The 13603-nt window shown below is 72.4% G+C and carries 12 protein-coding genes; 6 read left to right on the top strand and 6 right to left on the bottom strand.

Annotated features, from left to right (window positions below):
* The first annotated feature begins 122 nt into the window (after positions 1 to 122).
* From OP86_RS23035 to OP86_RS23020, 4 genes are all read left to right on the top strand, one after another.
* Positions 123 to 917, top strand: a complete 795-nt coding sequence (locus OP86_RS23035; protein WP_199815205.1) for an isoprenyl transferase — start codon at positions 123 to 125, stop codon at positions 915 to 917.
* A gap of 227 nt (positions 918 to 1144) precedes the next feature.
* Positions 1145 to 2476: an RNA 5'-3' helicase PhoH2 gene (gene phoH2 / locus OP86_RS23030; protein ID WP_030258534.1), complete on the top strand. Its 1332-nt coding sequence runs from the start codon at positions 1145 to 1147 to the stop codon at positions 2474 to 2476.
* A 451-nt stretch (positions 2477 to 2927) separates the two neighbouring features.
* Complete coding sequence (locus OP86_RS23025; protein ID WP_030258536.1) at positions 2928 to 3659, top strand: lytic transglycosylase domain-containing protein; 732 nt, start codon at positions 2928 to 2930, stop codon at positions 3657 to 3659.
* Between the two features lie 549 nt (positions 3660 to 4208).
* Positions 4209 to 5726, top strand: coding sequence for an AI-2E family transporter (locus OP86_RS23020; protein WP_063832434.1), 1518 nt, complete (start codon positions 4209 to 4211; stop codon positions 5724 to 5726).
* On the opposite strand, the gene OP86_RS23015 is transcribed toward OP86_RS23020, so the two are convergent.
* The 5 genes from OP86_RS23015 to OP86_RS22995 all read right to left on the bottom strand — a co-directional run bounded on the left by OP86_RS23015 (position 5723) and on the right by OP86_RS22995 (position 9343).
* Entirely contained in the window at positions 5723 to 6049 is a 327-nt protein-coding gene (locus OP86_RS23015) for a hypothetical protein (RefSeq protein WP_030258540.1), read from the bottom strand. The genes OP86_RS23020 and OP86_RS23015 overlap by 4 nt on opposite strands.
* Before the next feature lie 81 nt (positions 6050 to 6130).
* Positions 6131 to 7738: an alpha/beta hydrolase gene (locus OP86_RS36845; protein WP_030055359.1), complete on the bottom strand. Its 1608-nt coding sequence runs from the start codon at positions 7736 to 7738 to the stop codon at positions 6131 to 6133.
* Between the two features lie 10 nt (positions 7739 to 7748).
* Positions 7749 to 8123 carry a hypothetical protein gene (locus tag OP86_RS23005; protein WP_030055358.1) on the bottom strand — a complete coding sequence of 125 codons (375 nt, stop codon included), beginning with the start codon at positions 8121 to 8123 and terminating at the stop codon, positions 7749 to 7751.
* Between the two features lie 122 nt (positions 8124 to 8245).
* Positions 8246 to 8788: an alkyl hydroperoxide reductase gene (locus OP86_RS23000; protein ID WP_030055357.1), complete on the bottom strand. Its 543-nt coding sequence runs from the start codon at positions 8786 to 8788 to the stop codon at positions 8246 to 8248.
* Between the two features lie 3 nt (positions 8789 to 8791).
* Positions 8792 to 9343, bottom strand: a complete 552-nt coding sequence (locus OP86_RS22995; protein WP_030055356.1) for a peroxiredoxin — start codon at positions 9341 to 9343, stop codon at positions 8792 to 8794.
* Positions 9344 to 9534: 191 nt separating this feature from the next.
* Between OP86_RS22995 and OP86_RS22990 the strand changes: the two genes are divergently transcribed.
* Positions 9535 to 10485, top strand: coding sequence for a LysR substrate-binding domain-containing protein (locus OP86_RS22990; RefSeq protein ID WP_030258543.1), 951 nt, complete (start codon positions 9535 to 9537; stop codon positions 10483 to 10485).
* 90 nt (positions 10486 to 10575) lie between these two features.
* On the opposite strand, the gene OP86_RS22985 is transcribed toward OP86_RS22990, so the two are convergent.
* Complete coding sequence (locus OP86_RS22985) at positions 10576 to 11235, bottom strand: TetR/AcrR family transcriptional regulator (protein WP_051830446.1); 660 nt, start codon at positions 11233 to 11235, stop codon at positions 10576 to 10578.
* A gap of 152 nt (positions 11236 to 11387) precedes the next feature.
* On the opposite strand from OP86_RS22985, the gene OP86_RS22980 reads away from it, so the two are divergent.
* Complete coding sequence (locus OP86_RS22980; RefSeq protein WP_030258546.1) at positions 11388 to 13571, top strand: MMPL family transporter; 2184 nt, start codon at positions 11388 to 11390, stop codon at positions 13569 to 13571.
* The last annotated feature ends 32 nt before the right edge of the window (positions 13572 to 13603 follow it).

Genomic DNA, 13603 nt, shown 5'->3' with positions numbered 1-13603 from the left:
CAGACTTCGTACAGGACCGTGACCAGACCGCTACCTGCGGCTTTACCGTGCGCCTGCGCGCCGGAGTAGGCTGCGCCGGGGCGGTGACGCACCAGCTGAACGAGCACGGAGGGGTCCGGAACATGGGTCTGCGCGATGTCGCCGAACGGACGCCGGGGCTGCGCACCCTGCTGGGCGGGATGTACGGGCTCTACGGCCGCCGGGTCGAGGTCCACCTCGCGCGCACCCCGCACCACATCGGCGTGATCCTGGACGGCAACCGCCGCTGGGCCAAGGCCGCCGGCGGCTCCACCGCGTACGGACACCAGCGCGGCGCCGACAAGATCACCGAGTTCCTCGGCTGGTGCGACGAGACCCACGTCAAGGTCGTCACCCTCTGGATGCTCTCCACCGACAACCTGGACCGCCCGGCCGACGAGCTCGTGCCGCTGCTCGGCATCATCGAGGACGCCGTCACCGGCCTGGCCGCCGCCCGCCGCTGGAAGGTCCACCCCGTCGGCGCGCTGGACCTGCTCCCGCAGCACACCGCCGACGTGCTCAAGCGCGCCGCGGAGGAGACCGCCGACATCGACGGCATCACCGTCAACGTCGCGGTCGGCTACGGCGGTCGGCACGAGATCGCCGACGCCGTCCGCTCCCTGCTCCAGGAGCAGGCCGGGCGCGGCACCTCGATCGAGGAGCTGGCCGAGATCCTCACCGTCGAGCACATCTCCGAGCACCTCTACACCCGCAACCAGCCCGACCCGGACCTGATCATCCGCACCTCGGGCGAGCAGCGGCTGTCCGGCTTCCTGCTCTGGCAGAGCGCGCACAGCGAGTTCTACTTCTGCGAGGCGTACTGGCCGGCCTTCCGCAAGGTCGACTTCCTGCGCGCCCTGCGCGCGTTCGAGCAGCGGAACCGGCGATTGGGCCTGTAGGGCCCCGCCTTCGGACCGGCCGGCCGGTGAAGTGACCGCCGTAGGGCTGGCGTACCCGGAGCGCGCACGAGGCCAAACGTTCACCGGCAATGATCCGTCAGTTCTCCGGGGGCGCGAATGCACCACCCCCCGCCTGGGAATACTCCAGTCAGTCCGGTTCCGAGGCCACCGGGGCAGCGGGGCCGGCTTGCCGCGGATGACGCAGGGTCATCCGCTCTGGAGGCCTAGTGGTCAGTTCCAAGAGCCGCCGGACACCAGACCGGCGCACGTACGTTCTCGACACCAGCGTGCTCCTGGCGGACCCGCTCGCCATGACCCGATTCGAGGAGCACGAGGTCGTCCTCCCGGTGGTGGTCGTCACCGAGCTGGAGGCCAAGCGGCACCACCCGGAGCTGGGCTACTTCGCCCGCCAGGCGCTGCGCCTGCTCGACGACTACCGCATCCGGTACGGCCGGCTCGACGAGCCGATCCCGGTCGGCGAGCTCGGCGGCAGCATCCGGGTCGAGCTCAACCACTCCGACGTGTCGATACTGCCGGTCGGCTACCGGGCCGGCGGTGAGGCGGACACCCGGATCCTGGCGGTCGCCCGCAACCTGCAGGCCGAGGGCTACGACGTCACCGTCGTGTCCAAGGACCTCCCGCTGCGGATCAAGGCCAGCTCGGTGGGCCTGCTCGCCGAGGAGTACCGGGCCGAGCTCGCGATCACCTCCGGGTGGACGGGCATGTCCGAGCTGCACGTCCCCGCCGACCGGGTGGACGCGCTGTTCTCGGCCGGCCACGACGCCGCGGTGGAGGTCGAGGGGGCCGACGAGCTGCCGGTCCACACCGGACTGGTGCTCACCTCGGAGCGCGGCCGGGCGCTCGGCCGGGTCACCGGCGACGGGCGGGTCCGGCTGGTGCGGGGCGAGCGCGAGGCGTTCGGGCTGCGCGGGCGCAGCGCCGAGCAGCGGGTGGCGCTGGACCTGCTGCTCGACCCGGACATCGGCATCGTCTCGATGGGCGGCCGGGCCGGTACGGGAAAGTCGGCGCTGGCGCTGTGCGCGGGTCTGGAAGCGGTGCTGGAGCGGAGGCAGCACCGCAAGGTGATGGTCTTCCGGCCGCTGTACGCGGTCGGCGGCCAGGAGCTCGGCTACCTGCCGGGCTCCGAGGCGGAGAAGATGGGCCCCTGGGCGCAGGCGGTCTTCGACACCCTCTCGGCGGTCACCACGCCGGACGTGATCGAGGAGGTCATCTCCCGGGGGATGCTGGAGGTGCTGCCGCTGACCCACATCCGGGGGCGCTCGCTGCACGACGCCTTCGTGATCGTGGACGAGGCGCAGTCGCTGGAGCGGAACGTCCTGCTGACGGTGCTCTCCAGGATCGGCCAGGGCTCGCGGGTGGTGCTCACCCACGACGTGGCGCAGCGGGACAACCTCCGGGTGGGCCGCTACGACGGTGTGGTGGCGGTGGTGGAGAAGTTGAAGGGGCATCCGCTGTTCGCCCACATCACGCTCACGCGCTCGGAGCGTTCGCCGATCGCGGCGCTGGTCACGGAGATGCTGGAGGACATCCACCCGTGATCCGTCCCTGATCGGGGCATAGTCGGACAATACGGTCAACTCATGACCGGGGGCCCGTTCCTGACGGAGCGGGCCCCATCCGTTTCATCACATCGAGTGCTTTCTGTCCGGGGAACTCCCGTGCGGTGAATGTGACATGCGCCACGCGGATGGGAATTGCGTCGACCGTGCCCGGTGCGGCATGGTGAGGGTTCTGTCAGGCCCCGCGTACGGCGCGGCAGGGCTTCCGGACTCCGGAAGTCAGGCCCGGGAAGGTCCACCAACTCCGGTCGGTGGACGCACAATTGAACACCGATGAGCCGTACGCCGCCCGATTCCAACGCCCGGTCGCCTCACCTCGGCCGGACGTCGGGCCAGCACCTCCCGTGACCAGAGCACCGTGCGGAGGTCCGTGCCAAGGGGCATGTTGCGCCCGCACGGTCACGCGTGGGCGATGCTGGAAGGAATCCATGTGACTCGGATCTCGGTCCGGGGAGTCGCTGTGGCCTCCGCCACCGCCGTCACCGCTGTCGGTGCCGTCGTGGGCATGGCCTCGGGCAGCGAGGGCAAGACGACGCAGACGGTCGACGTCGCCGGCGCGACCCTGCTTGCCGAAGTCCCCTCTGGCGCCCAGGCGCAGACCATCAGTGACAACATCGGCCAGCAGGCGACCGCGCAGCAGGCTTCCGCCGACGCCGCCGCCAAGGCCGCCGCGGAGCAGAAGGCCGCCGAGGAGGCCGCGCGCCAGAAGGCCGCCGCGGACGCCCAGGCGAAGGCCGACGCCCAGGCCAAGGCCGACGCCGACGCCAAGGCCGCCGATGACGCGCGCAAGGCCACCGAGGCCGCCAACCGGTCCAAGGCCCGGTCGGCGATGACCGCGGTCGACAGCAGCACGCCGCCCGTCTCGGTCAGCCCCGGCTCCGTCCAGGACATCGCCCGGCAGATCGTCGGCAACGACGCGCAGTTCCAGTGCTTCAGCCAGATCGTGAAGCGCGAGAGCGGCTGGGACTACACGGCGACCAACAAGAGCTCCGGCGCGTACGGCCTGGTCCAGGCCCTGCCGGGCTCCAAGATGGCCTCCGCGGGCGCCGACTGGCGCACCAACCCCTCCACCCAGATCAAGTGGGGCCTCGACTACATGAACAGCCGCTACGGCAGCCCCTGTGGCGCGTGGTCGTTCTGGCAGGCCCACAACTGGTACTAGGAGCGGGTGCCGCTCCGCGGCGCACTCCGCGTACGGCCCCCGGCCGCTCGCCCCTCTCGGGGCGGGTGACCGGGGGCCTTCGCGCTTCCCGGGCTGCCGGACTCCCGGGCCTTCTGGTCGGGCCTTCTGCTCGGGGTGCCGCTCGGCGAGGGTGGGCCCGCGCCGCCCGGGCTGCGCTGACCAGTGCGCTCTCGGGCGGTGCGGTCCCGGTTGCGGACGCGGGGCGCAGGAAGGGGTCCTGGTGGCTTCCCGCACCGGCCGGTCCGCCGGCGGATGGCTCTGAGGATGGCTCGTCGGGATGTCGGGCCCTGGGGCCGACGGTGCCGTCCCCGGGGTCTCGTCCCGAGTCCTCCCCAGCGAGGTACATCCGAAACCATCGGGATCATTGCTATTTGTCCGAATTACTGGGGTGGGTTGTTCGAGTCGAACCCACCGGCGGCCGGACTCGCCGCGTCGACGCCGGGTAGCGTCATCCCTGACGGCCGCGGCAGGAGCCCGCGGCGTACCGCCGGGCACGGCGGGTCGGGCCGGGGAGCGGTGGTAGCGAGGATGGCGCGGGGCGGAAAGGCCTTCAAGGCCGTGGCCAAGGGCATGGCCGTGGTGGCGAGCGCGGCCGCCGTGATCGAACGGCGCCGGCGCGCCGCGATGGCGGCCGACCCGCACGAACTCGCCGTCCCCCTGCACGCCGACGGGCACGTGCCGGCACTGGCGGAGGCACCCGGCTCGGTCCCGGTCCCGGTCCCGCGGACCGATCCGGCTCCGGCGCAGGTGGTGCCGACCGGCTCCGCGGTCGCCGCGGTCGCCGAGACCCCCGCGTCTGCCGCGCACACCCCGGCCGCACCCGCCGCGCACGCCGGGCTCGGACGGGACTACCACCCCGGTCGGCCCGCCACCCCCGCCGAGGCGGTGCCGTGGGGGCTGCGGGTGGCCGCCGAGTCGACCTGGCGGCTGCTGCTGCTCGGCGCCGCGCTCTACGTCCTCTTCTACGTGGTCGACATGCTGCGGCTGGTCGCCTTCTCGGTGCTGGCCTCGCTGCTGATCACCGCGCTGCTGGAGCCCTCGGTGTCCTGGCTGCGCCGGCACCGGGCGCCGCGCTCGCTGGCGGCGGGCGGGGTGTTCCTGAGCGGCCTGGCCGGGATCGGGCTGGTCGGCTGGTTCGTGGTCTGGCAGGTGACCACCAACCTGACCGACGTCACCAACCAGGTCAAGACCGGTGTGAACCAGCTGAAGGACTGGCTGGTCACCGGGCCGCTGCACCTGACCCAGCAGCAGATCACCGACTTCGCCAACCAGATCACCAAGGCGATCACCACCAACACCGACCAGCTCACCTCGGCCTCGATCACCGGCGCGCAGATCGCCGTCGAGATCCTGACCGCGGTGCTGATGACCTTCTTCACCACCTTCTTCTTCCTCTACGACGGCGAGCGGATCTGGAACTGGGCGCTGCGCGGGCTGCCCCGGCACTCCCGCTTCGCGATGGCCGGCGCCGGCCCGAAGGCCTGGGCCACGCTCACCGCCTACGTGCGCGGCACCGTCTGCGTGGCCTTCATCGACGCGGTCTGCATCGGGATCGGCATCGACCTGCTCGGCGTGCCGCTGGCGATGCCGCTGGCCGTGATCATCTTCCTGGGCGCCTTCGTCCCGCTGGTCGGCGCGCTGGTCACCGGGACCGTCGCGGTGCTGATCGCGCTGGTCACCCAGGGGCCGTGGACGGCGCTGATGGTGCTGGTGGTGCTGGTCGCGGTGATGCAGGTCGAGAGCCACATCCTGCAGCCGCTGATCCTCGGCCGGGCCGTCCGGGTGCACCCGCTGGGCGTGGTCCTCGGCGTCGCGGCCGGCGGCATCATCGGCGGCATCGGCGGCGCGGTCGTCGCCGTCCCGCTGATCGCCGTCACCAACACCGTGATCACCCACCTGCGCCGCCGCAACGAGGCGGGCCAGGCCGTCTTCACCGCCCTCGAAGCCGCCCGCGAGGCCGCCGAACGCACCGCGGCCGGCCGACCGGCGGCGGCGCAGCCCGCCTCGGCTACGTCGGCAGCCTCGGCCGCTCCGGCCGCAGACTAGCGAAGGGCGGACACTACGGCGGCAAGGGCCGCCGCGATCGCCAGCCCCACCAGCGCGCCGGTCGCGATCAGGGCCTCCCGTGCCGCCCAGTGCGAAGGCCGCAGCAATGTCCGCCTCAGCACCCCCCGGGTCAGCCGGGCTCCCAGCGCCGGCCCGCCCCAGGGCAGCACCACCACCCACACCAGCGCGTAGAACCCGTTCCGCGGCCGGTCCTCCGTCGCCAGCACCATCCAGACGACCGCCACGAGGCAGATCACCGCCCACCAGACGGTGACGAGCACCATCCACCACCCGCCGCCCTGCGGCTGCCGCCGATCGCTCATCGGGCGGCCCGCGCGAGCAGCTGGCCCGGGGCGCACATCCACCCGGGCGCGAGACGGGCCGGGCGTTGATCGGGACCGGTGTCAGTCACGGCGCCCGGCCGCCTTCGTAATCCGGCTGCCGTGGCCGCTGACGATCCTTCCGATGTTGTCGACCGAGGTGTGGTCGTCGTCGGGCCCGTCGTCCCAGTAGGACGAGTGCGCGGTGCCATTCGCGGACCCGACGTCCACGGCGAAGCGCTGGGCACCGAACTCGGTGCTCGCCGGGTCCCTGGTGTACCAGCCGGCATGGGAGACGTAGTCCCATCCGGCGGCGCCGACGTAGGTGTGGTCGGCACCCACCGAGAACTCCGAGGCGTGGAACGCGTCGGTACCGGGGCTGCCGACCAGGATGATGTCGTCGGCCGCCAGCCCGGTCGGCTTCCTCGCCGCGAGGCCGACCAGAAGCGAACCGAAGCTGTGCCCCTGCGCGGTCACATGGGCCGGCTGCCCCTGGTGCGAGGCGCGCTGACCTTCGAGGAACCTGCGGTAGGCGTCGACCCCGCCCTGGGCGCGGCTGAGGTCGACGGTTCCTGCGGCGGAGAGCGGCGCGTCGTAGCCCAGCCAGGCGATCGACGCCGTCGACCGCGTCGGGTCGGCGCGTCTGGCCGCGTCGTACACGGCCTTCGCCCGGGTGCCGTCGCCGCCGCCGATGCGCTGCAGTTCCGTCCCGAGGCCGCCGACCAGCGAGGTGACGTCGTCCGCGGTGTCGGGATTGCCGAAGGAGATGATGCCGCGGCCCTGCCCTTCACCCCCGACGCCGAGCAGGAGGACGGGGGGCTCCTTCCCCGCCGAGTCGCGCAGCCGCTGGGCGATGCTCCGGAACCCGTTCAGCTTGAGCGCTTCGTTCGGGTCGGACGCGTGGCCGCCCTTCTCGTACTCGGCGATGAGCCTGGGCAGGATGATCCGATTGGCCTGGTCCCGGGCGACCGCGGGGATGCCGTCGCGGTTGCCGACCAGATCCGGGTGCTCCTTGATCAGCCACTGCTGCTTGTCGGCGGGGAGTCCGTTCCACCAGGCGTTGACCTCGGTCGGCGACGCGTCCTGCTTCGGGACGGAGCCGAGCAGCAGGTTGTCCGGGATGAGGCTCGTGTCGAGCTGGTCGCCGACGGCAGCGGTCGGGTCGAGGCCACTGCCGTCCTGGGCACGTCCGGTGTAGTGCTGGAGCCGGGCCGCGAGGGCCTGGTCGACGGTGTCGGCCTCGGCGAGCGCCGTCGCGATGCGGCCGGCCAGCTGCCTGGCGGTCCGTTCACAGCCCTTCTCGTACTCCGGATCGTGCTGGTCGGCGTAGCTCCCCGGGGGCCAGGAGACGGCGCCACGGTCGTCGACGGACATCCCGGCGGTCTGCACGTCGGCCAGCGCCTTGCGCAGCGTGGACTGGGCGATGGCCAGCGCGTCCGCTCCGGTTCGGATGGATCTGCCCATCTGGCCGACTTCGCTCTGGGCGGCCTTCAGTTCGCCCGTGGTGCGGTGCAGGGCCGGGCGGGCCGCGTCAGCGGTGGACCCGGACCAGCCGGAGGCGGCGATCCGGCCGTCGACACCGGTGCTCCACTTCTCCGCGTGCTGCCCGAAGGAACCGTGAAGCCTGTCGTAGGCGTCGGCCGCGGCGTACAGGTGGGTGAGGTCGGTGTCGCGCAGGGTGGCGAGGTCCACGCGGCTCTCCCTAACCGAAGTGCAGCACGAAGTTCTGCTGCTGTGCCGCGGTGGGTCCGGTGCCGGCCGTGCGGGTGTCCGGGCCGAACGCCGTGCTGATCTGCCGGTCCGTGCTTCCGTAGCCGTTGGCCGCGTCGACGAGGCCCTGGCCCTGACGGCTCATCGTCGTGTGCAGGTCGGTCAACAGGGTGTTCCAGGCGCCGGTGCAGTTGCCGAGGGCGGTGGCGCACCGGAGACCGGGCATCCCGGCCACGGACTGGTGTGAGGCCTCGACCAGGGCCTTGAGTTCGCCGGGAATCCCGGATGCCGTCTCGGCGGCTGCGCCGCCGGTTTGCCGGAGTTCGTCGGGGCTCGCTCGGAAGCCGGATGACGGTTGGTCGGACATCGCGGTTCCCCCCTCGGGCCGAATGTCGTGCACGGATCGCCTCGCAGAGTAGCGAAGTCGGGCGCGCCGGGGGCGGGAAAACGCAGGGGGGCGGGAAAAACGCCGGGGTGGTGCCGGGTGCGTCAGACGGTGACGGCGGCCAGGGCGGCCTCGGAGTCGAGGACGCCGGCCACGGCCTGCAGGACGGCGGCGATCTTCATCGAGGCCTGGATGACCTCGCGCTCGACGCCGGCCTTGCGCAGGACGCCCTCGTGCGAGTCGAGGCACTGGCCGCAGCCGTTGATGGCCGAGACCGCGAAGCACCAGAGCTCGAAGTCGACCTTCTCGACGCCCGGGGTGCCGATGATGTTCATCCGCAGACCGGCCCGCATCGTGCTGTACTCCTTGTCGGAGAGCAGGTGCAGCGTCCGGTAGTAGACGTTGTTCATCCCCATGATCGCGGCCGCGCCCTTGGCGGCGGTGTACGCCTCGGGGGAGAGGTTGGCCTTGGCCTCGGGCTCCAGCTCACGCAGCAGACCGGGGCTGCGGGTGGCCATCGCGCAGGACAGCACGGTGCCCCAGAGCTGCTGGGCGGGGAGGTCGGAGTTGCCGATGACCGAGCCCAGGTTGAGCTTGAGGTCCTTGGCGTAGTCCGGGAGGGCGGCCTTCAGGTCGTCGAGGGCCATGGGTCAGCCCGCCAGCAGGGCCTGGGCGTCGAGGGTGTCCTCGCCCTTGGTCCAGTTGCACGGGCACAGCTCGTCGGTCTGCAGGGCGTCCAGCACCCGCAGGACCTCCTTGGGGTTACGGCCGACGGAGCCGGCGGTGACCATGACGAACTGGATCTCGTTGTTCGGGTCGACGATGAAGACGGCGCGCTGGGCGGTGCCGTCCTCGCCCTCGACGCCGCAGGCGCGCATCAGGTCGTGCTTGACGTCGGCCAGCATCGGGAAGGGCAGGTCGCGCAGGTCCTTGTGGTCCTTGCGCCAGGCGTGGTGCACGAACTCGGAGTCGCCGGAGACGCCGAGGATCTGGGCGTCGCGGTCGGCGAACTCGTCGTTCAGCTTGCCGAATGCGGCGATCTCGGTCGGGCAGACGAAGGTGAAGTCCATCGGCCAGAAGAAGACGATCTTCCACTTGCCCTCGTAGGACTTGTGGTTGATGTCAGCGAAGGCGCTCGCGGCGTCCAGGTCGACACAGGCCTTGAGGTCGAACTCGGGGAACTTGTCACCGATCGTGAGCACGTTCGCTTCTCCTGAAGTGAGATGAGGGGAGCTTTGTCCGGATTCCGGACACGCATCACAATTCCACATCGTGGACTGATCGGGGAAATAGCTAGACTGGATGTATCTGATCGGAGATTGCTATCAGTAATGAATCCCCCACGTCGCGGCCGGGCTCCCGCAGGGGCGCCGCCGCCAGGAACGACCCGACTGTGGCGAGTGCCACACGCAGTCCGCGCACCCCGACGGTCGCCCAGCTGCGCGCCTTCGTCGCGGTGGCCGAGCACCGGCACTTCCGGGAGGCCGCCGCCGCCACCGGGACCAGCCAGCCGGCGCTCTCCGGGGCCGTCGCGGCGCTGGAGGAGTCGCTGGGTGCGCAGCTGGTCGAGCGTACGACGCGCAAGGTGATTGTCACCCCTCTGGGGGAGCGCGTGCACCAGCACGCCCGCCGGGTGCTCGCCTCCCTGCAGGCCCTGACCGAGGAGGTCGAGGCCGCCCGCCGCCCGTTCACCGGGCCGCTGCACCTCGGCGTCATCCCGACCGTCGCGCCCTACCTGCTGCCCACCGTGCTGCGGCTGGTCCGCGACCGCTTCCCCGAGCTGGAGCTGCACGTCCACGAGGAACGCACCCCCTCGCTGCTGGAGGGCCTGGCCGCCGGACGCCTGGACGTCCTGCTGCTGGCGCTCCCGGCCGGCGGGTCCTCGCCGACCCTGGACATCCCGCTGTTCGACGAGGACTTCGTCCTGGTCACGCCGCCCGGCCACCCGCTCGCCGGGCGGATCGACGTCCCGCGCGACGTGCTGCTCGACCTGGACGTGCTGCTGCTGGAGGAGGGCCACTGCCTGCGCGACCAGGCGCTGGACATCTGCCGCGAGGTCGGCGCCGACCCGGCGGGCTCGACCACCCGCGCGGCCGGCCTGTCCACCCTGGTCCAGCTGGTCGCCGGCGGGCTGGGAGTCACCCTGCTGCCCGCCACCGCGCTGGACGTCGAGGCCGGGCGCACCGACCGGCTGGCCGCCGTCCGCTTCGCCGATCCGGCGCCCGGCCGGCGGATCGGACTGGCCGTCCGCCCCGGCTCGGCCCGCGGCGCCGAGTACGAGCGCTTCGCGGCCGCGCTGCGCGAGGTGCTGGTGGAGCTGCCGGTCCGGATCGCGGGGGCCTGACCTCGGTCCCGGCTCGGGCCTGCCGCGGCCCCGGTTGGGGCCCGGTTGGGGCCTGCTTCGGCCCCGGTTCGGTCTTGCCGCGGCCCCGGCTCAGGCCGGGCCCGGCTCCCCGTGCCAGCCGGCCCCGGGGCGGGCGGCCGGGGCGCCCAGGCAGAGCCCGACCGTCGTCGCGACCAGCAGGTCCAGCGCCCGCAGGGTGTCCGCCTCGGGCCGGTCGCCGGCGCCGCGCAGGGCGAGCTGGCGGGCCGTCAGGCCGTCGAAGCCGCTGAGGAAGTGGACGGCGATCTCGCGGGCGGGCATGGCCAGGGCCAGCCCGTGGGCGGCCGCGAGGGCGGTGAGCATCTCGGCGGCGGTGCCCTCGATCTCGCGCTGGAGCCCGAGCATGATCTCCTGCACGTCCGGGTCGCGCATCGCCAGCACCCCGAACTCGCTGAGCAGCACGCAGCGCCCCTCCTCGCCGGTGGTGGCGTCCCAGAGCGCGTGCACCAGGGTGCGGACCTGCTCGCCGAAGGGGCCGTCGCCGGGGGAGGCGGCGCGCACCTGGCCGATGGCCTCGGCGGTCAGCTGCTCCACCACGGCCCGGTAGAGGTCCTTCTTGGTGCCGAAGGTGTAGTGCACCGTCGCCTGGGCCACGCCCAGCTCGGCCGCGATCGCGCGGGTGCTGCCGGCCGCGACTCCCTCTCTGGTCATCAGGTCGAGTGCGGCCTGGACCAGTTGCGGGCGGCGTTCGGAGGCGGGGACATGAGCCATTCAGCCAGGGTATCGCCACGGTCGGGGAACTGTGTCGAGCGATCTGGTCGGTCGATTTGGTTGGTCGATTCGGTCGGCCAACTTTGTCACCCGACAAACTTGAGCGTACGGTGGATCGAGACCTGCCCCTGACCGACCCCGAGGGACCGCCCATGGCCACGTACCTGTACCGACTGGGCCGCTTCTGCTTCCGGCGACGCCGCGCCGTGCTGGCCGTCTGGATCGCCGTGCTGATCGCGATCGGCGGGGCCGCGGGCGCCTTCGCCGGCAAGACCAGCGACGAGTTCAAGGTGCCCGGCACCGAGGCGCAGGCGACCCTGGACCGGATCAAGGACACCTTCCCGGCCCAGGGCCACGGCTCCGCCCAGGTCGTCTTCGCCGCCGGGGGCCCCGGCGGCATCGCCTCACCCGAGGCGGCCAAGGCGGTCGGCGAGTCCGTCGGCCGGATCGCCCACGTCCCCGGCGTGGCCGCGGTCCCCGACCCGTACGCCACCGGCGCGGTCTCGCCGGACCATCGGATCGCGATCGCCCTGGTCTCCTTCGACCACAAGCTCGCCGACATCACCGACCAGCAGCGCGACGCGGTCAGGGCGGCCGCCGAACCTGCCCGCGCGGCCGGGCTGGACGTGGCCTTCGGCGGCGACGCCTACAACAAGCTCGCCCAGATCGAAGGCGGTTCCGAGTCGATCGGCCTGCTGGTGGCCGGGGTGGTGCTGGTGATCACCCTGGGCACGCTGGTCGCGGCCGGGCTGCCGCTGCTCACCGCGCTGGTCGGCGTCGGGGTGTCGATGGCCGGACTGCTGGCGCTCACCGGCTCCTTCCAGATCATCACCACCGCGCCGGTGCTGGCCCTGATGGTCGGCCTCGCGGTCGGCATCGACTACGCGCTGTTCATCCTGTTCCGCCACCGCCGCCACCTCGACGAGGGCCTGGAACCGGAGGAGGCCGCCGCCCGTGCCACCGCGACCGCCGGCAGCGCCGTCGTCTTCGCCGGCCTGACCGTGGTCGTCGCGCTCGCCGGGCTCGCCGTCGCGGGCGTCCCGTTCCTCACGGTGATGGGCCTGGCCGCCTCCGGCGCCGTCGTGGTGGCCGTCCTGGTCGCGATCACGCTGCTGCCCGCGGTGCTGGGCTTCGTCGGCCGCGCCATCGACCGGCTGCCGGTCTGGAAGCGGGCGCTGCGCACCAACGGCAGGACCACCATGGGTGAGCGCTGGGCGCGCTTCGTGGTCCGCCGCCCGCTGCCCGTCCTGCTCATCGGCCTGGCCGGGCTGGGCACCCTGGCGGTGCCCGCGGCGAGCCTGGACCTCGGCCTGCCGGGCGGCGGCTCGCAGGCCGTCGGGACGGACGCGCGCAAGGCGTACGACCTGGTCAGCGACGGTTTCGGGCCGGGCTTCAACGCGCCGCTGGTGGTCGTCGTGGACGCCCACGGCGCGCCGCGGCCCGAGCAGGCGGTACAGGCCGTGGCGGGCGAGCTGCAGACCCTGAAGGGCGTCCGGACACTGCTGCCGCCGCAGCTCGACGAGGACGGCCGGACGGCCCTGGTGCCCGTCATCCCGCAGACCGGCCCGGACCACCCGGACACCAGGACGCTGGTCAACGAGATCCGCGACCGGCGCGCCGAGTTGAAGTCGGCCACCGGCGCCGACATCGCCGTCACCGGCACCACGGCCGCCAACATCGACGTCTCCACCAAGCTCGGCCAGGCCCTGCCGCCGTTCGTCGCGGTGATCGTCGGCATCGCGCTGGTGCTGCTCGCGCTGGCCTTCCGCTCGGTGCTGGTGCCGCTCAAGGCGGTGCTGGGCTTCCTGCTCAGCATCGGGGCCTCGCTCGGCGCGGTGGTCGCGGTCTACCAGTGGGGCTGGCTGGACGGCCTGATCGACGTTCCGAAGGTCGGCCCGGTGGTCAGCTTCGTGCCGATCCTGCTGATCGGGGTGCTGTTCGGGCTGGCGATGGACTACGAGCTGTTCCTGGTCTCCGGGATGAAGGAGCAGTACGTCCACGGCAAGGCGCCGCGCGAGGCGGTCGTCGGCGGGGTCAAGGGCGGCGCCCGGGTGGTGACGGCGGCCGCGCTGATCATGGTCTCGGTGTTCGGCGCCTTCGTCTTCGGCCACGACCCGATCGTCCAGCCGATCGGCTTCGCCCTCGCGGTGGGCGTGCTGGTGGACGCCTTCGTGGTGCGGATGGCACTGGTGCCGGCCGCGATGGCGCTGTTCGGCAAGGCGGCCTGGTGGTTCCCGAAGCCGCTGGAGAAGGTCGTGCCCAAGGTGGACATGGAGGGCGAGCAGCTGATCGCGCGGCTGGCGGAGGAGCCCGCGAAGGAGCCGGTCGGGGTCTGACACCCCGTGCGGGCGTCCGGTGGAACCCTTCC

This window comes from Streptomyces novaecaesareae (assembly GCF_000716875.1).
Lineage (GTDB): Bacteria > Actinomycetota > Actinomycetes > Streptomycetales > Streptomycetaceae > Kitasatospora > Kitasatospora novaecaesareae.
The sequence above is the reverse complement of the archived record's forward strand: the minus strand, read 5'-3'. Positions and strand labels throughout refer to the sequence as shown.